We start from the raw sequence: 20195 nt of genomic DNA on the forward strand, positions 1-20195 counted from the left end.
ACACCGCGACCGGCCGATTAGGGTCGTGGGCATGGCTACTCCTGACTTCATCCGGACCCTCCGCGCATCGGCCGGCCATCAGCTGCTCTGGCTCCCCGGAGTCACCGCCATCGTCTTCGACGACCAGGGCAGAGTGCTGCTCAACCGCCGGTCCGACACCGGCAAGTGGTCCGTGATCGGCGGCATCCCGGACCCGGGGGAGGAGCCCGCGGCCTGCGCCGTACGGGAGGTCCACGAGGAGACGGCCGTGCACTGCGTCGCCGAGCGGGTCGTCCTCGTCCAGGCGCTCAGCCCCGTCACCTACGACAACGGTGACACCTGCCAGTACATGGACATCACCCTGCGCTGCCGGGCCGTCGGCGGCGAGGCACGGGTCAACGACGACGAGTCGCTGGACGTGGGCTGGTTCGACATCGACGCCCTGCCCGAACTGAACGAGTTCGGCCTGCTCCGGATCAAGCAGGCTGTGTCGGACACCCCCACATGGTTCGACCCCACTGCCCCCAGCTGAACTATGGGGCGTGACCACATGGGGCCGGGCAGGGGCGCTTTCTAAGGTCGACGCATGACCGCGCCCCGTGTCTCCCCGGCCCCCCACGCCTCCTCGCTCGACCTCGGCGGCCGCACCGCGCTCGTCACCGGCGCCGCCGGCGGCATCGGCCGCGCCTGCGCGCTGCGGCTCGCGGCTGCCGGGGCGAAGGTGAGAGCCGTCGACCGGGACGCCGCGGGCCTGGAGACGCTCGCCGAACAGGGCCACGGCCTCGCGGGCACGGTGGAACCGCACGTCCTCGACCTCACCGATCTGGACGCCGCCGAAGAGGCCGCCGCGGGCACCGACGTGCTCGTCAACAACGCCGGGCTCCAGCTGGTGCGCCCCATCGAGGAGTTCCCGCCCGACGCCTTCCACCTGGTGCTCACGGTGATGCTGGAGGCACCGTTCCGGCTCATCCGCGGTGCGTTGCCCCACATGTACGGCCAGGGGTGGGGCCGCATCGTGAATGTGTCGTCCGTCCACGGGCTGCGTGCCTCGGCCTACAAGTCGGCCTATGTGGCCGCCAAACACGGCCTGGAGGGACTCTCCAAGACCGCCGCCCTGGAAGGCGCACCCCACGGAGTCACCTCGAACTGTGTGAACCCCGCCTATGTGCGCACACCCCTGGTGGAAAAGCAGCTCGCCGACCAGGCGCAGGCGCACGGCATCCCCGAGGAGCGCGTCCTGTCCGAGGTGCTGCTGCAGGACAGCTCCCTCAAGCGGCTCATCGAACCGGAGGAGGTCGCCGAGGCCGTGGTGTATCTGTGCGGCCCGCACGCGTCCTTCGTGACCGGCACGTCGCTCGCGCTCGACGGCGGCTGGACCGCCCATTGATCTCCTGGCCCGGCAGTGTCGGTTCCCGGGTTATCCACAGGGCTGACGGGACGGCCGGGTCATGGTGAATCCTGTGAGCATGTCCAGCGATCACGTGCAGTCAGCCGAGCGCTCCGCCGCCGGTGCCGTCGAAGCGCCGGCGGCCGAGGCCGAGGTGCCTCCGGCGGACGCCGAGATGCCTCGGGCCGACGCCGGGATGCCTCCGGCCGATGCCGAGACGCCCTTCCTCGAGCTGCTGGCCCGGGGCGCCTCCGCCGACGCCTACGAGCAGCCGGTGCTGCTCGCGCGCGCCGAAGGCCGGTCCGCGGAGTGGATCGCCGCGCTCCAGCGGGCCAAGCCGCTCGCGCTGCGCGTGCGCTCCGAGCTGGAGGGACGGCGCCGTCGCGAGGCCGAGCTGTCCGCCCTGTTCGAGACCGCCCACGACCTCGCCGGGCTGCGCGACCTCGACGCCGTGCTCCAGGCGATCGTGCAGCGAGCCCGTTCGCTGCTGGGCACGGACGTCGCCTATCTCAGCCTGAACGACCCGGCGAGAGGCGACACCCATATGCGGGTCACCGAGGGCTCGGTCGCGGCTCGTTTCCAGCAGTTGCGGCTCGGCATGGGGGAGGGCCTCGGCGGTCTGGTCGCGCAGACCGCCCGCCCGTACGTCACCGACGACTACTTCAAGGACGACCGCTTCCAGCACACCCGCACCATCGACGCGGGCGTGCGGGACGAGGGGCTCGTGGCCATCCTCGGCGTGCCGCTGATGCTCGGGCACCACGTCATCGGCGTGCTCTTCGCCGCGGACCGCCGGGCCCGGGTCTTCGAGCGGGAGCAGATCGCCCTGCTCGGCTCCTTCGCCGCCCTCGCCGCGGCCGCCATCGACACGGCCAACCTGCTCGCCGAGACCCGGTCGGCCCTCGCCGATCTGGAGCTCGCCAACGAGATCATCCGGGACCGCAGCGGCGTCATCGAGCGGGCCTCCGATGTGCACGACCGGCTCGCCGAGCTGGTCCTGCGGGGCGGCGGGGTGCACGACGTGGCCGCCGCGGTCTCCGAGGTCCTCGACGGCACGGTCGTCTTCGCCGAGGCCGCCGCCGCACCGGCCGAGGCCCTGGAATCGTCCCGCGCGGACGGGCACGCCGTGCGGTTCGAGGACGACTGGATCGCCGCTGTCGCAGCAGGTGGGGAACTGCTCGGCGCCCTGGTGCTGCGGGGCCACCCGGGGCTCGACCCCGTCGACCAGCGCACCCTGGAGCGCGCCGCCATGGTCACCTCCCTGCTGCTCCTCGCCCGCCGGTCCGCCGCCGAGGCCGAACAGCGCGTACGCGGCGAACTGCTCGACGACCTGCTGGACGCCCGCGACCGCGATCCGCGCCTGCTGCGGGAGCGCGCGGCCCGACTGCACGCCGACCTCGACGCCGTCCACGTGGTGCTGGCCGCGCGTCTCGAAGGCGGCGCGGCCGACGCCGACCAGGAGGCGGACTCCCGCAGACGCCTGGCGGCCGCGGCGTCCCACCTCGCCGCCACCCGGCACGGCCTGGCCGCCGCGCGCGACGGAGGCACCGTCCTGCTGCTGCCCCTCGGTCCCGGCGACAGCGCCACCGACCTGGCCCGCCGCGCCGCCCGCCACCTGGGCACGGCGGTCCACACGCCGGTCACCGTCGGAGCCTCCGCACCCGCCGAGGACCTCGCCACCCGCACCGACGGCGTGGCGACGGCCTACGCGGAGGCCCGGCGCTGCCTCGACGCCCTGCGGCTGCTCGGCCGCTCCGGGGACGGGGCCGCCGCCGAGGACTTCGGCTTCCTGGGGCTGCTCCTGGCCGGCGACCGGGACATACCCGGCTTCGTCGACCGCACCATCGGCCAGGTCGTCACCTACGACCGACGACGCGGCACCGAACTGCTGCGCACCCTCGACGCGTACTTCGCCTGCGGTATGAGCCCCGCCCGCACCAAGGACGAACTGCACGTCCATGTGAACACGGTCGCCCAGCGCCTGGAGCGGGTCGGCCGCCTCCTCGGCGACGACTGGCAGACCCCGGCCCGCGCCCTGGAGATCCAGCTAGCCCTGCGTCTGCACCGGTTGTCGGAGCCCGGACGGCACTGACCCCCGTACGTGACCGGCACGGACGTACGGGGGCTGGGCCGACAGACCCCGGAGGGTCAGCTGGTCCGGGCGTCCGCAGCCGGAGCGGCCGCCGTCCGGTCCGCGTCCGCGTCAGGGGCGACATCGGCCAGGTCCCGGTGGCGGGTCTCCTTGGCAGCCACCACCGCGACGACCGTGAGCACGACGGCGGCGATGACGTACAGGGCGATCGGCGTGGAGCTGCCGTAGTCGGCCAGCAGCGCGGTCGCGATCAGCGGTGCGGGCGCGCCCGCCGCGACCGAGGCGAACTGCGCGCCGATGGACGCTCCGGAGTAGCGCATGCGCGTCGCGAACATCTCGGAGAAGAACGCGGCCTGCGGGGCGTACATCGCCCCGTGCAGCACCAGGCCCACCGTGACGGCGAGGATCAGGTTGCCGAAGCCGCCGGTGTCGATCAGCGAGAAGAAGGGGAACATCCACAGCCCGACCCCCACGGCCCCCATCACATAGACGGGCCGGCGACCGATCCGGTCGGAGAGCGCGCCCCACGCCGGGATGACCACGAAGTGCACGGCCGAGGCGATCAGCACCGCGTTGAGCGCGGTCTGCTTGGAGACACCGGCCGAGGTGGTGGCGTAGACGAGGATGAACGCGGTGATCACGTAGTAGCTGATGTTCTCCGCCATGCGCGCGCCCATCGCGATCAGGACGTCACGCCAGTGGTGCCGCAGCACGGCGACGAGCGGCAGCTTCTCCGCCTCCGCGGCCCGGTCCGCCTTGCGGGCCTCGGCCTGCGCCAACGCCTGCTTGAAGACCGGCGATTCGTCGACAGACAGACGAATCCACAAACCGACGATCACCAGCACCCCGGAGAGCAGGAACGGGATCCGCCAGCCCCAGCTTCCGAACGCGGCGTCCGACAGGAGGGTCGTCAGCAGGGAGAGGACACCGGTCGCGAGCAACTGCCCCGCCGGCGCGCCGGTCTGCGGCCACGAGGCCCAGAATCCCCGCCGCCGCGCGTCCCCGTGCTCCGACACCAGCAGCACGGCACCGCCCCACTCACCGCCGAGCGCGAACCCCTGGACCAGCCGGAGCACGGTGAGCAGGACCGGCGCGGCCGTCCCGATCGTGGCGTGCGTCGGCAGCAGCCCGATCGCGAACGTCGCCCCGCCCATCAACAGCAGACTCAGCACCAGCAGCTTCTTGCGCCCGATCCGGTCGCCGTAGTGCCCGAACACCAGCGCGCCGAGGGGCCTGGCCGCGAATCCGACCGCGTACGTCAGGAACGACAGCAGTGTGCCGACGAGCGGGTCGGAGTCCGGGAAGAACAGCTTGTTGAACACAAGGGCGGCCGCGGAGCCGTAGAGGAAGAAGTCGTACCACTCGATGGTGGTGCCGATGAGGCTGGCCGTGACGATGCGCTTGAGGTTGGCGGGGGGTGGGGGAGCGGTCGCGGGGGAGGTCATCGGCACCACTTCCAGGCGGTTGGCGGGGACGGTTGTGTGTCGCCATACCGTAGGAATCCGCAGGTCAGTGGCGTATGTGGTGGGACACCATAGTTCTGGGGGCGGGAGTGCGTGGGGGCACCATGCCGGCGCCGGTTCGCCGCGGGCCGGCGGTGGCCGGGCCGCGGCGAGGGCAGGGGGTCAGGATCCGGTGAGGGAGACGGCCAGGTCCGTGATGTTCAGCGGGAACTGGCCGATGGAGGTGGCCTGGCCGGTGAAGACGTTGACGCTGTACAGCGAGGGGGTGTTGGCGCCGTACGGGGTGAGGGAGGCGAACGCGGCGTTGTCGACCGTCTTCCCGCCGGACAGGGTGCTGTAGATGTCCATGCCGGCGTTGATTCCGGCGTCGATGCCGAGGCTGCCGGTCGGGGCGAGCGTGCCGTTGTTCGCCGGGGACTGGAGGACGACCTGGTCCGTGGTCGTGTTGATGTCGACGAGCGTGGTCGCGGTGGCCGCGTTGAGGTCGTTGTTCGTGTAGGCGGCGGCCGAGACACCCTTGGTCGTGCCCTCGGTCGGCGGGGTGGTGAGGTTCAGATCCTGGATGGTGCTGTGGTCGCCCAGGTTGTGCCGCAGGTTCTGGCCGTTGTCGCTGATCACGCGCAGGCGGTCGGCGGCGGGGTTGAAGTCGACGCCGAAGTTCGCGCCGTGCAGCGCGTACTGCAGTTGGGACACCTTGGTGACCACCACGTCCGTGGTGGCCGGCGGGGTCTTGATCGTGTAGATGCCGCCCTTGTTGCCGACGCCGTACATGAGGCCGTCCTGCACGCGGAAGTCGATCCCGATCAGGCCTGTGTCGCCGCTGAGGCCGGTGACGGCCCTGACCCAGTCGAGGACCTGCGGCCGGTCGGTCGTGAACGTGGCCATCAGGGTGCCGTCGCCGCTGATCCCGAAGGCGCGCAGGCTGGGCGTGGCGGCGGGGGCGGCCGAGCCGGTGCCGGGCGCGCCGAGCATGAGCGCCGTCGATGTGACCATGACCGCGACCGCCGCCATGATTCTCTTTCTTGTGTCTGCTGTCATCGGAGTTTCCCTCCCGTTATTGATCACCGGATCGTGCCGAAGGCGGTTCTCATTAAGGCCGCTTCACAGTTCCTCCACAAGCGAAAAGGTTGACGGAAACACCCCGATCCGGGAATTTTGCGCACTGTGATAAAAGCCCTGTCGATACACCTGCCACCGTTTTGTGCGGAGTGATGAACGCCGTCCGGATCCCTCCTGTCGGCCCGCTCGTCCTGAATGGCATGCTCGCGTTCATGGGGAGCCTCTTCGCCGAGCTGGCCCGGCAGGCGTCGACCAACGCCCGTCGTGAGGTCGAGACATACACACGTGAGATCCCGGAGTTCGGGTTCCTGGACAAGGACTCCCGGGCGCGGGCCGAGACGCTGGAACACGCGATGTGGCTCCGGTGTCGTACCGTTGAACTCGCTCCGGACAACAGCGAGTTGAGCGAAGAGGATCTCGGCTACATCGCCTCGATGGGGGAGCTGCGGGCAGGTGCCGGCATGTCGCCCGACGCGCGGCAGCGGTTGCTGCGCGTGCACACCGCCCTCATGCTGCGGGAGATCAACGAGGCGACCGAGGCTCAGCGCGGCGGCGGTGTCGAAGAAATCATGCGCATGATGGCCTGGTTCGCCCCCCAGGGTGAACGAGGTATCGCCTCCTACCGCCAGGGATTCGTGCGCGTACTGCGCCGACGAATGCCGTACACCGAGCAGGTCGCCCTGCTGGCCCGGTCATTGCTGAACGGAGATCCGATTTCTGCGGAACTCGCCGCAGCAGTCGAAATGGAACTCCCGGACCGCTACGCGGTGACGGTTTTCCGTATTCCGGACCGGCCCGCCATCGATCGTTTCCTGGAAAGCGAGATCCGGGCGCTCGTGAAGAGCCACCGTGCGCCGATCATGTGGGGACCGGAGGGCGGCGACGGGAGCGGTGAGCTGATCACCCTGCTTCCCCTGTTCTCCGGCCCCGAGGCAGCGCAAAGCGCACCACCGCACGCTGCTCCCGACCACCTGCCGGACCTCGTACAGGACGTCGCCCAGGCCCTCGGCCGCCCCTGCGCCGTCGGCGCGTCCGTCGCACCGCTGCCGGAGCTGGCCGACGCTCTGGACCGCGCTCGCCGGGTCAGCCGGGCGGCCCCGCTGCGCCGGTCATCCGTCCGGCTGCGGCCGCACACCTTGGCCGATGTCTTCGTCGAACTCGCCGTCGCGGACGTGCCACTCGTCGACGACTGGCTCCGCACCCTGGCCCGCCGCCTGGAGAGTGGCCCCGACCTCCTCACCACCCTCGACGCGTACTACCGCCACGACATGCACCGCGGTGCCACGGCGACCTCGCTCAACGTCCACACCCGCACCCTGGACTACCGCCTGCGCCGGGTCCGTGAGCTCACGGGCATCGACCCTGGATCGACACGAGGCGTACGCACCTTCAGTGCCGTGGTCACCCGGCGCCTGTCGGGAGCATGGCGATGAAACGCGTCGGGCGCGCCCGACCGGTGACAGCGCGACGATCCGCGTCACGGGCCTGCCGGGGCAGGCCGCTGTACGGCCTCGGGCAGGGCCTGCTCGGCCCAGATCACCTTTCCCTGCGGGGTGTACCGGGTGCCCCAGCGCTCGGCCATCTGCGACACCAGGAACAGGCCCCGGCCGCCCTCGTCTGTCGACGCGGCGTACCTCAGATGCGGTGAGGTGCTGCTGCCGTCGGCCACTTCGCAGATCAGCGTACGGTCGCGGATCAGCCGCACATGGATCGGTCCGGAGCCGTAGCGAATGGCGTTGGTGATGAGCTCGCTCAGGATGAGCTCCATGGTGAAGGCGAGCTCCGAGAGGTCCCACGCTTCGAGCCGTTGGGACACGGCGTCGCGCATACCCGCGACGGCGGCGGGATCCGGTGGTACGTCCCAGTCGGCGATCCGGTCGGGCGGCAGTTGCCGCGTGCGGGCGACGAGCAGGGCGACGTCGTCCTTGGGGCGCCCGGGCAGCACCCTGTCCAGCACGTCCTGGCAGGTCTCCTCGGGCGGCCGGCCGGGGTGGCCGGTGAGCGCATCGCGCAGCAGCCCCAGCCCCACGTCCAGGTCGCGCCTGCGATCCTCGATGAGGCCGTCGGTGTACAGGACGAGCTGGGTCCCCTCGGCGAGGCACAGCTCCGCGGTCTGGAACGGCATGCCGCCGAGGCCCAGGGGCGGACCCGCGGGCACGTCCGGGAACGTGACGGTCCCATCGGGCCGGACCAGCGCGGGCGCCAGATGCCCCGCCCGCGCCATGACGTAGCGGCGCGTCACGGGGTCGTAGATCCCGTACAGGCAGGTGGCGCCCACCACGCCCGCCGCGCTCTGCGCCGTCTCGTTCTGGTCGATGCTTCCGACCAGGTCGTCCAGATGGCTCAGCAGCTCGTCGGGTGGCAGATCGAGGGCGGAGAAGTTGTGCACCGCGGTGCGCAGCCGTCCCATCGTGGCGGCGGCGTGGAGGCCGTGGCCGACCACATCGCCGACGGCCAGTGCCACCCGGCTGCCCGGCATGGGAATCACGTCGAACCAGTCTCCGCCCACGCCCGACTGGGCGGGGAGGTAGCGGTAGGCGATGTCGAGGGCGTTCTGCTCGGGCATGGCCTGCGGCAGCAGGCTGCGCTGGAGGGTGACCGCCAGGGCGTGCTCGCGGGTGTAGCGGCGGGCGTTGTCGATGCTGATCGCGGCACGGGCCACCAGCTCCTCCGCCAGCGACACGTCCTCTTCGTTGAAGCGCTCATGCTGTCGCGTGCGCCAGAAGGTGGCCATGCCCAGCACGACGCCGCGGGCCTGGATGGGGGCGGTGATCAGGGAGTGGATGCCGCAGTCGATGATCGCCTTGGCCCGCTCCGGGTCCTGCACACGCCAGTCCGTGGCGGTCGGCAGATCGCTCACCAGCTGGGAGCGGCCGCTGCCGTAGCCGCGCGCCTGCGGTGTGTAGGGGAGATAGTCGAAAAGCCGGCCCTGTTCGGTGAGCGGATGGTTGTCCACGATGCCGGACACGGCCGCGCGTCGCATGTCCGTCCCCGTGGGGGCCGGCTCCTCGCCGTGCAGGACCGCGTCGGCCAGGTCCACGGTCACGAAGTCCGCGAAGCGGGGAATGGGGACCCGCGCCAGCTCGTCGGCGGTGCGCAGCACGTCCAGGGTGGTACCGATGTGGAGTCCGGCGTCGTACAGCAGCCTGAGCCGCTCCCGCGCCACCTCCGCCCTGCCCGTCACCGCCTGCAGCTCGGTGGAGTCGCGCAGTGTCACCACCGTTTCCCTGGGGCCGCCCTCGCGCCCGGTGGGCCGCTGGTTGACCGCGATCAGCCGCTCTCCCGCGAGGTGCACCTCGTCGGTGGCCTCGCGCCCGGAGGTGAGCAGCGCCTTCGTCTCGGGATCGAGTCCCGGCAGTTCCGAGACGAGCCGCCCCTCGATCTCCGAGGGCAGCTCCAGCAGTCGTCTGGCCTCGTCGTTGACCAGCATCAGCCGCCCGTCGGCGGCCACGATCAGCACCCCTTCCCGCACGGAGTGGAGCACGGTGTCGTGGTGCTCGTACATCAGGGCCATCTCGTCCGGGGCCAGGCTGTGCGTCTGCCGTCGCAGCCGCCTGCCCAGCAGTGCCGTCGCGCCGATGGACAACAGGAGCGCTCCGGCCCCCGCGCCCAGGATGATCGGTAGTTGCCGGGTCAACTGACTCTGGACGTTCTCGACCTTCATCCCGGCCGAGACGATCCCCACGACCTCCCTGTCGGCGTTCTTGATCGGTACCGTGGCCTGCACCTCGCGACCGAGCGGGCCGTCGACGCTCTCCACGTAGAGCTTCCCCTCCAGCGAGGGTCCGATCTCGCCCACGAACCGCTTTCCGATGCGGTCGGGCAAGGGGTGCGTGTACCGGATGCCCTCGGTGTCCATGACCACGATGAAGTCGACGTCGGCGGCCCGGCGTGCCGCTTCGGTGAGCGGCTGGAGGATCTTGCTGGGGTCCGGGGTCCGCAGTGCCGCCAGGACACCCGGCGAGTGCGCGAAGGTCTGTGCCACGGCCGTGGAGCGGCGTCTTGCCTCGGCACTGGTGTCCCGCTCCGACTGCAGAATGAGAGCGAACACACCGCAGGCCACGAGCAGCACCACCAGAGCCACCTGGAAGATCAACACCTGCCCGGCCACGCTCCGCGCGTTCTTGCTGATCAGGCGCTTGACCGACAGGCGTTGAAAACGGGCGAAAAGACTCGCCATGCGACCTTTTTAGCACCGGTGATCCCAAGTGGCCAGGGCACGCCTCATCCTTGCCCGGCCGACCTCGAACGCGCGTTCGGATCACTTCACGTCCGATTAGGTCGATATGATGCTTTTTGTGATCACGCCTGAACGGCTGTGGCGCCGTCGCCCCGCCTCCGGCGGCCGATGGGAAGCTGCCAGGCTGTCGCCCCTGGTCCTGACCGTTCTCATCGCCGCACTGGCGTTCTCCACACCCCGGGAGATCGCCTTCAGTCGCCTTCTGCCCGCCGCGCCCGCTCTCGCGGCAGCGATGTGGCCCGTGCTCCCCACAATGGCGCTGGGGGCGTTCTGCCTCCTGCTCATGGTCGTCCTCAGCTTCTTCCACACCGATCTGGGGACGCCGTACACATTGGCCGCGATCATCGCGGTCACCTTGGCGGCCGCGTACGGCAGTCATGTCCGACTTCAGCGGGAGGAGATGCTCTTCCAGGTCCGTCTCGTCGCCGACGCGGCCCAGAAGGTGCTGCTACGCCCCCTGCCGGGCCGCATCGAGGGCGTCGAGATCGAGTCGCTCTATCTGGCAGCCCAGGAGCAGGCCCGGATCGGCGGCGACTTCTACGAGGCGATCGGTACACCGCACGGGGTCCGGCTGCTCATCGGCGATGTACGGGGCAAGGGACTGTCCGCGGTGGGGGCGGCCTCGGCGGTGATCAGCTGTTTCAGGGAGGCCGCCTACGACGAGCCCGACCTGCGGGGCATCGTCCGCCGCCTGGAGGCCACCGTCACGCGCCACAGCGCCGCGTTTCCCGTCCAGGACCAGCCCGAGCACTTCGCCACCGCTCTCCTCGCCGAGATCCCGCAGGATGGCGACGGGCTACGACTTCTCAACTGCGGACATCCCCCGCCGCTGATCGCTCATTGCGGGAAGGTCCGGGTCCTGGTGCCCACCTTCCCCTCGCCGCCCCTCAACCTCGCGGCACTCATCGGTGACCGCTACTGGGTCGACACCGTCGACTTCGCCCCGGGCGAGCAGTTGCTCTTCTACACGGACGGCGTATCCGAGGCCCGGGACCACACCGGCCGGTTCTTCCCGTTGCCGGACTGGATGCGCCGGCCGGATACGGAGCACCCTCGCGAGCTGCTCGACCACCTGCACCAGGATCTGCTCCGGCACAGCGGCGGAAGGCTCGGTGACGACATCGCGGCCCTCGCGCTGAGGCGCACCACCGCGCAGGGCCGGGGAGGCGTCGCGTAATACTCTTCCGATGAGGTCACGCACTTCCCCGGTCAGCCGGCCGATCACGATACGCAGGGCCGTCGAGCGGGATGCCAAGCGGCTCACGCGCATCGTGCGTGGCTCGGGCGCCTACGAGGGGATGTACGCGTCCGCGGTCGCGGGCTACCGGGTCGGTCCTGACTACATCGAGGCCCACCGCGTCTTCGTGGCCGTGGGCGCCGACGAGCAGGACGGCCGGGTCCTCGGGTTCTACTCGCTCGTCCTCGCGCCACCGGAGCTCGATCTGATGTTCGTCGCCGACGAGGCGCAAGGACGAGGCATCGGACGACGCCTCGTCGCGCACATGCGGTCCGAGGCGCGTGCCGCCGGGATCGACCGTGTCAAGGTCGTGTCGCATCTTCCCGCCGCGGGCTTCTACCACCGCGCCGGAGCGGTGCGGACGGGGACCGCGTTCGCGAACCCGCCCGCCGTGCCCTGGGACCGTCCCGAATTCGAGTTCCGCATTCCTTCGGAATGAGGCGGTGCCGGGAATCAGGCCGCGATGAGCTCCTGCTCGCGGTCCGGCGTCTTGAGCTTGGGCTTCTTGTTCGGCAGTGAGAGCCGGAAGACCTTGCGCCACGCGGAGAACACCTGCTTGGGCAGCGGCCCGGTGACGTACTCCAGCTCGTACTTCTCGAACAGCGCGCGCACCTTCACCGCGACCTCGGCGTACCGGTTGCTCGGCAGGTCCGGGAAGAGGTGGTGCTCGATCTGGTGCGAGAGGTTGCCGGTCATGAAGTGCATGGCCTTGCTGCCGCTGATGTTGGCCGAGCCCATCATCTGGCGCAGGTACCACTGGCCGCGCGTCTCGCCCTTGATCGACCGGCGCTCGAAGACCTGCACGCCTTCGGGGAAGTGCCCGCACATGATCACCGAGTGGGTCCAGAGGTTGCGGACCAGGTTGGCGGTGAACGTGGCGGCGAGCGTGGTGAGGAACGACGGGCCCGACAGCAGCGGGTGGATCACGTAGTCCTTGAGCACCTGCTTGCGGATCTTGCGGCCCACGTCCTTGGCACGCGCGCGGAACTCCGGGTTCTTGCGGCGGCGCTTGTGCAGGTTCTTGCCGAGTTCCAGGTCGTACGCCGCGATGCCGTACTCGAAGAAGCAGGCGTTGATGAAGTTCCACAGCGGCTGGCCGAGGTGGAACGGGTGCCACTTCTGGTCCTCGTCGACGCGCATGATGCCGTAGCCGAGGTCGTTGTCCTTGCCGATCACGTTGGTGTACGTGTGGTGCAGCTCGTTGTGCGAGTGCTTCCACTGGTCGGCCGGCGAGACGTGATCCCAGTCCCAGGTGGTGGAGTGGATCTTCGGGTCCCGCATCCAGTCCCACTGGCCGTGCAGGATGTTGTGGCCGATCTCCATGTTGTCCATGATCTTCGCCACGGACAGCCCGGCGGTGCCGATCAGCCACGCGGGCGGGAAGAACGAGAACAGCAGGACACCCCTGCTGGCCAGCTCGAGCTTGCGCTGCGCCGAGATCACCTTGCGGATGTAGGCGGCGTCTTTCTCGCCGCGGTCGGCGATCACTTCGTCGCGGATCGCGTCCAGCTCGCGGCCGAGCTCCTCGATCTGCTCGGCGGTCAGGTGGGCGGTGGGGTCGATGGCGGTCAAGCTGTTCCTACCGTTCGATGTCGCAGGGGCCCGCGGCGGCGGACACGCAGGTCTGGATGAGGACGCCCGGTTCGGCCTCGGTGATCTCGCCGGTGCGCAGGTCGCGGACGGCGCCCGTCTTGAGCGGCGTGACGCAGCCGAAGCAGATGCCCATGCGGCACCCGGAGGGCATGAGCACACCGGCCTCCTCGCCGACGTCCAGCAATGGCGTGGCGCCGTCCGCGTCGACGGTCTTGCCGGTGGTGCTGAACGTGACCTCGCCGCCGTCGCCCGCTACGACGATGCTGGGGCGGAAGCGTTCGGTGTGCAGGCGCTCCGATACGCCGCGCTCGCTCCAGTGCTCTTCGGCGGCGTCGAGCAGGCCCGTGGGCCCGCAGGCCCAGGTCTCGCGCTCGGCCCAGTCGGGCACGAGTTCGTCGAGACGGGCGACGTCGAGCTTGCCGTCCGTGTCGGTGTGCACCTCGGTGAGCCGCAGCTTCTTGTCCGCGACCAGGTCGTGCAGTTCACTACGGAAGATCACGTCCTGCGGCCGCGGCGCGCAGTGGACCATGACGACGTCCTCGAACTCGGTGTCGCGCAGCATGCCCATCACGGGCGTGATGCCGCTGCCGGCCGTCAGGTAGAGCACCTTGGCGGGCCTGGCACGCGGCAGCACGAAGTCACCGGTCGGCTGGTCGAGCTGGATCAGCGTGCCCGGTTTGGCCCTGCGGACCAGGTGGTTGCTGACCTTGCCGTCCGGGATCGCCTTCACGGTGATCGTGACGCGGCCGTCCTGGCGGTCTGTCGGCGAGGTGAGGGAGTAGGCACGCCACAGGCGCACCCCGTCGACGTCGATCCCGATCCGCACGTACTGACCGGCCGTGTGGCCGCGCCAGCCCCGTCCCGGCCTGATCACGATGGTCGCGGCGTCACCCGTCTCGGGGTGCACGGCCTCGATGCGCCCCCGCAGGTCAGCGCCCGCGCGCAGCGGGCTGACCAGGTCGAGGTAGTCCGACGGCAGCAGCGGCGTCGTGACCATCTCCAGTAGTTTCCACGCCCTGCTGCGGAGGGCTGTACTCGTCATGACTTCAGCTTGCTGTGCCTCAGGGCGTAAAGTCCTGACCGCAGGACGTGAATCTGGTCGGCTGAATTGTTCGCAGGGAACAAAAAGTGAGCCATGTAACCCGGAGGGCCAGCGAACTGGCCCTGGATGAGACGACGGTCACCGTACTTCGGGCCGCGCTGAAGAGCACCGCCGACGAGGTCGTCCAGGCGATCATCGACGAGGTCCCTTCCTACGCCAACGCCCTTTCGGGCCACATGGGCGCCACCATCCGCCGCGCCGTGCGCACCGCTCTGGGGCACTACCTGGACCTCGCGAGCGGGAACGCCACGGGCGGCGACGGCGGCGACGCGGCCTACGAGCTGGGCCGCGGCGAGGTGCGCGACGGCCGTTCGATGGACGCCCTGCTCAGCGCCTACCGCGTCGGCGCCCGTGTGGCCTGGCGGTGCCTGGCGGCGGGCGCCGTACCGGCGGGACTGCCCGCCGCCGAGGTCGCCAAGTTCGCCGAACTGACCTTCGCCTACATCGACGAGCTCTCCGCCGCGAGCGCCGCGGGCCACGCCGACGAGCTGGCCGCCCGGGGCCGGGCCCACGAACGCCACCTGGAGCACCTGGCCCGCGACCTCCTCGCCGGCGCGAGCCCGGACGTGCTGCTGGCCTCCGCTCAACGGGCCGGGTGGCAGCCTCCGGTTTCACTGACCGCGGTCCTGCTGCCAGCCGCCCAGGCCCGGCCTGCCTACCGTGTGCTCGACCCGAGCACCCTCGTCCTCGACGATCTGCCGGACGCCACGGGTGTGCTGCTCGTCCCCGATGCCGACCGATCACATCTCCTGCGGCAGCTGACCGACCGCACCGCCGTGGCCGGCCCGGCCCGGCCGTGGACTCGCGCGACCGCCTCGTACGCACGAGCCATACGCGCGCGCTTGCTCTCCTTCGATATTCGCGACACCGAGGACCACCTGCCCGAGCTGGTGCTGAGCGCCGACGCGGACGCGTTCGCGGATCTGCGTGCCCGAGCCCTCGCACCGTTGCGGACCTTGCCTGACGCGACCGCACGGCGGCTGGAGGAGACGTTGCGGGAGTGGCTGCTGCACCAGGGCAGACGGGACGAGGTGGCGGCGGCGTTGTTCGTCCATCCCCAAACCGTCCGGTACCGGATGTCGCAGCTGCGGGAGCTGTTCCCGGATCTCGCATCACCACAGCGGGTCCTTGAACTGACCCTGGCGGTCGGTCTTCGGGGCGGCTGACGCGTACGCCGACCGTCCATGACCGCGTCCGCGAGCGGTCCGGGCCCGTCGGGGGCGATCGCCGGGAGGTGACTACGATAGTCCGCCGGCACCCGATGACACCGTGTCGGTCAGGGGCGACCGACGTCGGCAGAGGTTTCAGGAGCGCACAGCAGGATGATTGGTCTCCGCGACGACGTCGTACTCGACGACCCGGTGGGGGAATCGCTCCGCGGTCACCACGGGCATCTCGCTCGCCGTCTGGGCAAGGCCGTCACCTACCTTCCGGGCGTCGCGACCTTTTCCGCGGTGCCCGTGGAGGCGGACCCGGAGGGGTGGGGTGATCTCGCCGAACTGCTGGGGCGGGGCGAGTTCGCCGACATGTTCAGCTGCCCGGCGCTGCCGCCGTCGGACTGGGAGCCGGTCTTCGTGCTGGAAGGCCGCCAGATGATCTGGACCGGCGACCGCGGCCCGAATGCCTCTCGTGCCGAACCGGACCCCGATGTCGTCCAGTTGGGCGAGGAGAGCGTGCCCGGGATGCTCGGCCTCGTCGAGCGGACCCGGCCGGGGCCGTTCTGGCCGCGCACGCATGAACTCGGCACCTATCTCGGCGTCCGCGACGGTGACGCGTTGGTGGCGATGGTGGGGGAGCGGCTCCGGCCTCCGGGATGGACCGAGATCAGCGCTGTCTGCACCGCTCCCGAGGCACGCGGACACGGCCACGCCGCCCGTCTGATACGGGCCCTGATCGCCCGCATCGTGAGCCGGGGCGAACGTCCCTTCCTGCACGTGGCCGAGGCGAACACCGGCGCGATCGCGCTCTACGAGCGGCTCGGGTTCGAGACCCGGAAGCATGTGACGTTTCGCGGGTTCCGCACTCCGTGAGACATGCGGCCCTCGCTGGCCCGGCTCACCAGGACGCGTCCTCCCATTGGTCCAGCAGGGCGTCGGCCGACATGTCGTCGGTGTCGTCCGCCGGGCTCTGGGTGGACTGTTCGGTCCAGATCACCTTGCCCCGGGCCGTGTAGCGGGTCCCCCAGCGCTGTGCGAACTGGGCCACGAGGAACAGTCCTCGTCCGCCCTCGTCGGTGGTCGCGGCCCGGCGCAGATGTGGTGAGGTGCTGCTGCCGTCGGCGACCTCGCAGATCAGGCTGTCGTGGTCGTGCACCAACCGCAGCCGGATCGGTTCTGTGCCGTAGCGGATGGCGTTGGTGACCAGCTCGCTGATGATCAGCTCGGTCGTGAAGGCCATCTCCGCCAGGCCCCAGGTCTCCAGGCGGCGCGTGGCATCCGAGCGGATGCCGGCGACGATCGCCGGATCGCCGGGCACGTCCCATTCGGCCACCTGGGAGGGGTCCAGCAGACGGGTGCGGGCGACGAGCAGGGCGATGTCGTCGCTCGACCGAGCGGGCAGCACCGCGTCGAGGACGTCCTGGCAGGTCTCCTCGGGTGTCCGGTCCGGGTGCGCCAGGGCCAGGCGGAGTGCTTCGAGGCCGGTGTCGGGGCCGTGTTCCCGGTCCTCGATGAGGCCGTCCGTGTAGAGGACCAGACGGGAGCCCTCGGGGAGGGTGAGTTCGGCGGTCTCGAAGGGCAGGCCGCCGCCCAGGCCGAGCGGCGGTGAACCGGGCACCGGCAGGTACTCCACGGTGCCGTCGGGGTGTACCAGGGCCGGCTCGGGGTGCCCGGACCGGGCCAGGGCGCACTTTCCGGATGCCGGGTCGTAGATCGCGTAGAGGCAGGTGGCTCCGGAAACGCTCTCGTTGTCCCGCTCGACGTTCTCGTCGCTGTCGATCCGGGCGACCAGTTCGTCCAGATGCCCGAGGAGTTCGTCCGGGGGCAGGTCCAGGGCGGAGAAGTTGTGCACCGCGGTGCGCAGCTGGCCCATGGTGGCAGCGGCGTGCAGGCCGTGCCCCACCACATCGCCGACCACCAGGGCGATCCGGGCGCCGGGCAGGGGGATCACATCGAACCAGTCGCCCCCGACGCCCTCCAGGGCGGGCAGATAGCGGTGGGCCACTTCCACGGCCGAGTGGTCGGGCAGGGAGCTGGGCAGCAGGCTCCGCTGGAGGGTCTCGGCCAGCGTGTGCTCGCGGGTGTAGCGGCGGGCGTTGTCGACGGCGACCGCGGCCCGGGCGGCCAGTTCCTCGGCGAAGGCCAGATCCTCCTCGCCGAAGGGAACCGCGTCCGAGCGCCAGAAACTCGCCATGCCCAGCACCACCCCGCGGGCCTGGAGCGGCACGGTGATCAGCGAGTGGAAGCCGAGGTCCAGCAGATGCCGGGCGCGTACGGGGTCCTGGGCGTTCATCCACTCGCTGGACGAGGTCAGGTCGGCGTCCAGGACCGCACGGCCGCGCTCGGCACCGACGGCCACGGGCGAGGTGGGGACGAAGCGGATCAGCTCTCCGACCGGGTAGAGAGACCGGGCACCGTCGACGCCGTGCACCGCCACCCGGCGCATCTCCGGCCCGGGACCGGCCGAGACGGCACCCCGCAGGATCGGATCCAGCAGATCGACCGTCGCCGCGTCGGCGAACCGGGGGACCGCCACCTCGGCCAGCTCCTGCGCGGTGCGCACCACGTCCAGCGTGGTCCCGATCCGGATCCCCGCCTCGTACAGCAGCCCCAGCCGCTCCCGGGCCACCTCCGCACGGCCCGCCAGCGCACGCAGCTCTGTCGTGTCGCGCAACGTGACGACGCTGCCCGCGGGGCGGCTGCCGGGATCGACCGGCCGAAGGTTGACCGCCAGCAGCCGGTCGCCCGCCAGATGCACCACGTCCGTCACCGTCCGGCCCGAGCCCAGCAACGCGGTGGTGTCCGCCGCCAGACCGAGCTCGCTGACACGGCGTTCCTCGGCGTCGGCGGGCAGGTCCAGCAGCCGCCGCGCCTCGTCGTTGGCGAGCAGCAGCCGTCCGTCGTCGCCGATGATCACCACGCCTTCCCGCACCGCGTGCAGCACCGCGTCATGGTGCTCGTACATCCGGGTCATCTCGGACGGATCCAGGGCGCGGGTCTGCCGTCGCAGCCGCCAGGAGACGATCGCCGTGCCGACCGCGGCCACCGCGAGTGCCGCGCCGGCGAACCCCAGCAGCTGCGGCAGCTGGTCCTGTACGACGTCGTCCACACTGGCGACGGTGACCCCGACCGAAACGAAGCCGGCGACGGTGGTCCTGTTGGTGTCGTAGACAGGGACGGTCGTGTCCACGGCCAGACCCAGGCTGCCCTCGAAGGTCTTGGTGAAGGGCCGGTCGGCGGCGCCGCCCTCGCGCAGGGCGAAGATGTGCTTGCCGATCAGCTTCGGGTCGGGGTGGGTCCAGCGGAAGCCCTGAGGGTCGAACGCGACCACGTAGTCGACCCCGGTGTTCCTGCGGGTGTCCTCCGCGCGCGGCTGCAGCAGTTCGGTGGGCCGGCCGGTCTTCATGGCGTCCAGCGTTCCCGGGGCGCGTGCGAAGGACTGTGCGACGCCCATCGACAACTGCCGGGCCTCCTGCATGTTGGATTCCCGGGCCTGCACCACGAGAGCCCCTCCCGCGGCGGCGGCGAACAGCACCATGATCACGAGCTGGAGCAGGAACACCCGGCCGGCGACGCTGCGCACCCTGGGCAGGCCCGGCCGCCGTCGCTTGGGCGGCCGGGTGTCAGGCTCCGGCTGCGGATCGGGCTCCTCGGCCCCTGGTGAGGCCCGCCGAGGGCGCCCTCCGCGGTGCGCGTGGGGCCGGAAGGCCGCTAGTCGACCAAGGTGCCTGGCCATACCGACTCTTTACCATGCACAGTCATATACGGCCATATGGTTGGGTTCGGTCGGTCAGCCGCGTATCCACTCCTGCCAGCGCCTGGTCACGGAATCCCCGTTCTCCAGCCACCACGCGATGTCCAGGTCGAAGCCCGTCAGAAGGTGCCCGGGCGTGCTCGCCAGGTTCACGGCGGTGGATTCGGTGAGGAATCCGTAGGCGGCCGGCACCACGGGCCCTTCGGGGTAGATCCGGGCCGAATAGGCCTGCACCTCGGGTCGCAGCGCGAAATCGATGAGCCGGTATGCGGCGTCGGGATGGGCGGCGCCCTTGGGAATTCCGTAGCCGTTGCTCTGTCTGCGGGCGCCGTTCCATTCGTACGCCAGCGGAGAGCCGTTCTTGATCAGGCTCTGGACGCGTCCGGCCCAGCTGCTGGAGGCCACGACCCTATTGCGGTCCAGCAGCTCACCCGGTTCGGCGCCGTACTCCCAGAACGTCCGCACCGAGCCCTTGATCTCGTCGAGGACCTTGAAGGCACGGTTCACGTCGAGCGGGTAGAGCCGGTCGAGGGGCACGCCGTCGGCGAGCAGGGCGAACTCCAGTTCCGGCCAGTCCACCGCGCCCTGAAGCGCCCGGCTGCCCGGGAAGGTGCCGAGGTCCCAGAAGTCCGCCCACGACTCGGGCTTCCTCCCGCCGAAGGCGTCCGCGCCGTAGGCGAGAACGCTGGCCCAGTAACTCTTGCCCACGCCGTTGGGGGTGAGCAGGGACTCGGCGATTCCCGCGTTTCTGGCGTTCTTCAATCGGCCGTAGTCCAGTTCCTCGGAGGCGCCCTCGTGCTCGAAGCGCACCAGGTTGGACATGTCGATGTCCATGACGTCGAAACGCGGCCGGCCTTCCTTGATCTGGGCGAGGATCTGGGTGTGGGAAAAGTTCACCACGTTGATCCGGATGCCGGTTTCCTTGGTGAACGGGTCGTAGATCGCCTTGCGATTCGCCTCGCCGTACGCGCCGCCGAAATCACGGACCACGAGGAGCTTGCTGCTCTTGGTGGAACTCCTGTCGGTACGGCTGTCGCAGGCGCTGAGCGTCGCGGCGGCCACACCGGCGGCGATTCCGCCGACTCCACTCAGGAAGGCCCTGCGGTCGATCCCGGAGACGTCTCCCACCGCT

Annotated in this window: 15 protein-coding genes; 8 read left to right on the forward strand and 7 right to left on the reverse strand. The window is 70.4% G+C overall.

Annotated features, from left to right (window positions below):
- Positions 1 to 31 precede the first annotated feature (31 nt).
- The 3 genes from NNW99_RS36005 (at position 32) to NNW99_RS36015 (ending at position 3458) form a co-directional block, all read left to right on the forward strand.
- On the forward strand, positions 32 to 511 hold the full coding sequence (locus NNW99_RS36005; RefSeq protein ID WP_215123370.1) for an NUDIX domain-containing protein: 480 nt from the start codon (positions 32 to 34) through the stop codon (positions 509 to 511).
- A gap of 54 nt (positions 512 to 565) precedes the next feature.
- Positions 566 to 1366, forward strand: coding sequence for a 3-hydroxybutyrate dehydrogenase (locus NNW99_RS36010; RefSeq protein WP_215123371.1), 801 nt, complete (start codon positions 566 to 568; stop codon positions 1364 to 1366).
- A gap of 79 nt (positions 1367 to 1445) precedes the next feature.
- The gene (locus tag NNW99_RS36015; protein WP_215123372.1) at positions 1446 to 3458 is read left to right on the forward strand and encodes a GAF domain-containing protein; all 2013 of its coding nucleotides are present in this window, start codon (positions 1446 to 1448) and stop codon (positions 3456 to 3458) included.
- A 56-nt stretch (positions 3459 to 3514) separates the two neighbouring features.
- On the opposite strand, the gene NNW99_RS36020 is transcribed toward NNW99_RS36015, so the two are convergent.
- Complete coding sequence (locus NNW99_RS36020) at positions 3515 to 4903, reverse strand: MFS transporter (protein WP_215123374.1); 1389 nt, start codon at positions 4901 to 4903, stop codon at positions 3515 to 3517.
- A 180-nt stretch (positions 4904 to 5083) separates the two neighbouring features.
- Complete coding sequence (locus NNW99_RS36025) at positions 5084 to 5932, reverse strand: DUF4394 domain-containing protein (protein WP_215124574.1); 849 nt, start codon at positions 5930 to 5932, stop codon at positions 5084 to 5086.
- A gap of 260 nt (positions 5933 to 6192) precedes the next feature.
- Here NNW99_RS36025 and NNW99_RS36030 point away from each other — a divergent pair, with 260 nt between their 5' ends.
- Complete coding sequence (locus tag NNW99_RS36030; protein ID WP_215123376.1) at positions 6193 to 7413, forward strand: CdaR family transcriptional regulator; 1221 nt, start codon at positions 6193 to 6195, stop codon at positions 7411 to 7413.
- Between the two features lie 44 nt (positions 7414 to 7457).
- On the opposite strand, the gene NNW99_RS36035 is transcribed toward NNW99_RS36030, so the two are convergent.
- The gene (locus NNW99_RS36035) at positions 7458 to 10160 is read right to left on the reverse strand and encodes a SpoIIE family protein phosphatase/ATP-binding protein (protein WP_215123378.1); all 2703 of its coding nucleotides are present in this window, start codon (positions 10158 to 10160) and stop codon (positions 7458 to 7460) included.
- 109 nt (positions 10161 to 10269) lie between these two features.
- On the opposite strand from NNW99_RS36035, the gene NNW99_RS36040 reads away from it, so the two are divergent.
- The gene (locus NNW99_RS36040; RefSeq protein ID WP_251058021.1) at positions 10270 to 11397 is read left to right on the forward strand and encodes a PP2C family protein-serine/threonine phosphatase; all 1128 of its coding nucleotides are present in this window, start codon (positions 10270 to 10272) and stop codon (positions 11395 to 11397) included.
- A 10-nt stretch (positions 11398 to 11407) separates the two neighbouring features.
- A complete protein-coding gene (locus NNW99_RS36045; protein WP_215123380.1) occupies positions 11408 to 11896 on the forward strand; it encodes a GNAT family N-acetyltransferase in 489 nt (162 codons plus the stop codon).
- A 14-nt stretch (positions 11897 to 11910) separates the two neighbouring features.
- On the opposite strand, the gene NNW99_RS36050 is transcribed toward NNW99_RS36045, so the two are convergent.
- Both NNW99_RS36050 and NNW99_RS36055 read right to left on the reverse strand, forming a co-directional pair.
- On the reverse strand, positions 11911 to 13029 hold the full coding sequence (locus tag NNW99_RS36050) for an acyl-CoA desaturase (RefSeq protein ID WP_215123381.1): 1119 nt from the start codon (positions 13027 to 13029) through the stop codon (positions 11911 to 11913).
- 7 nt (positions 13030 to 13036) lie between these two features.
- Positions 13037 to 14092, reverse strand: a complete 1056-nt coding sequence (locus NNW99_RS36055) for a ferredoxin reductase (RefSeq protein WP_215123382.1) — start codon at positions 14090 to 14092, stop codon at positions 13037 to 13039.
- Between the two features lie 86 nt (positions 14093 to 14178).
- On the opposite strand from NNW99_RS36055, the gene NNW99_RS36060 reads away from it, so the two are divergent.
- Entirely contained in the window at positions 14179 to 15318 is a 1140-nt protein-coding gene (locus tag NNW99_RS36060) for a CdaR family transcriptional regulator (RefSeq protein ID WP_215123383.1), read from the forward strand.
- A 156-nt stretch (positions 15319 to 15474) separates the two neighbouring features.
- Complete coding sequence (locus tag NNW99_RS36065; protein ID WP_215123384.1) at positions 15475 to 16182, forward strand: GNAT family N-acetyltransferase; 708 nt, start codon at positions 15475 to 15477, stop codon at positions 16180 to 16182.
- A gap of 25 nt (positions 16183 to 16207) precedes the next feature.
- On the opposite strand, the gene NNW99_RS36070 is transcribed toward NNW99_RS36065, so the two are convergent.
- Both NNW99_RS36070 and NNW99_RS36075 read right to left on the reverse strand, forming a co-directional pair.
- Positions 16208 to 18847, reverse strand: coding sequence for a SpoIIE family protein phosphatase (locus NNW99_RS36070; protein WP_251058160.1), 2640 nt, complete (start codon positions 18845 to 18847; stop codon positions 16208 to 16210).
- A gap of 252 nt (positions 18848 to 19099) precedes the next feature.
- Positions 19100 to 20191: an ABC transporter substrate-binding protein gene (locus NNW99_RS36075; RefSeq protein ID WP_215123386.1), complete on the reverse strand. Its 1092-nt coding sequence runs from the start codon at positions 20189 to 20191 to the stop codon at positions 19100 to 19102.
- Positions 20192 to 20195 lie beyond the last annotated feature (4 nt).

The organism is Streptomyces sp. CRCS-T-1, from assembly GCF_024442335.1.
GTDB lineage: Bacteria > Actinomycetota > Actinomycetes > Streptomycetales > Streptomycetaceae > Streptomyces > Streptomyces koelreuteriae.

What these genes read in the sequence shown, in the direction of transcription:
- NNW99_RS36030 (WP_215123376.1), top strand. Translation starts at nt 6,193, where the DNA reads ATGGGGAGCCTCTTCGCCGAGCTGGCCCGGCAGGCGTCGACCAACGCC.
- NNW99_RS36015 (WP_215123372.1), top strand. Translation starts at nt 1,446, where the DNA reads ATGTCCAGCGATCACGTGCAGTCAGCCGAGCGCTCCGCCGCCGGTGCC.
- NNW99_RS36020 (WP_215123374.1), bottom strand. Translation starts at nt 4,903, where the DNA reads ATGACCTCCCCCGCGACCGCTCCCCCACCCCCCGCCAACCTCAAGCGC.
- NNW99_RS36005 (WP_215123370.1), top strand. Translation starts at nt 32, where the DNA reads ATGGCTACTCCTGACTTCATCCGGACCCTCCGCGCATCGGCCGGCCAT.
- NNW99_RS36070 (WP_251058160.1), bottom strand. Translation starts at nt 18,847, where the DNA reads ATGGTGCTGTTCGCCGCCGCCGCGGGAGGGGCTCTCGTGGTGCAGGCC.
- NNW99_RS36025 (WP_215124574.1), bottom strand. Translation starts at nt 5,932, where the DNA reads ATGGCGGCGGTCGCGGTCATGGTCACATCGACGGCGCTCATGCTCGGC.
- NNW99_RS36010 (WP_215123371.1), top strand. Translation starts at nt 566, where the DNA reads ATGACCGCGCCCCGTGTCTCCCCGGCCCCCCACGCCTCCTCGCTCGAC.
- NNW99_RS36035 (WP_215123378.1), bottom strand. Translation starts at nt 10,160, where the DNA reads ATGGCGAGTCTTTTCGCCCGTTTTCAACGCCTGTCGGTCAAGCGCCTG.
- NNW99_RS36055 (WP_215123382.1), bottom strand. Translation starts at nt 14,092, where the DNA reads ATGACGAGTACAGCCCTCCGCAGCAGGGCGTGGAAACTACTGGAGATG.
- NNW99_RS36065 (WP_215123384.1), top strand. Translation starts at nt 15,475, where the DNA reads ATGATTGGTCTCCGCGACGACGTCGTACTCGACGACCCGGTGGGGGAA.
- NNW99_RS36040 (WP_251058021.1), top strand. Translation starts at nt 10,270, where the DNA reads ATGCTTTTTGTGATCACGCCTGAACGGCTGTGGCGCCGTCGCCCCGCC.
- NNW99_RS36045 (WP_215123380.1), top strand. Translation starts at nt 11,408, where the DNA reads ATGAGGTCACGCACTTCCCCGGTCAGCCGGCCGATCACGATACGCAGG.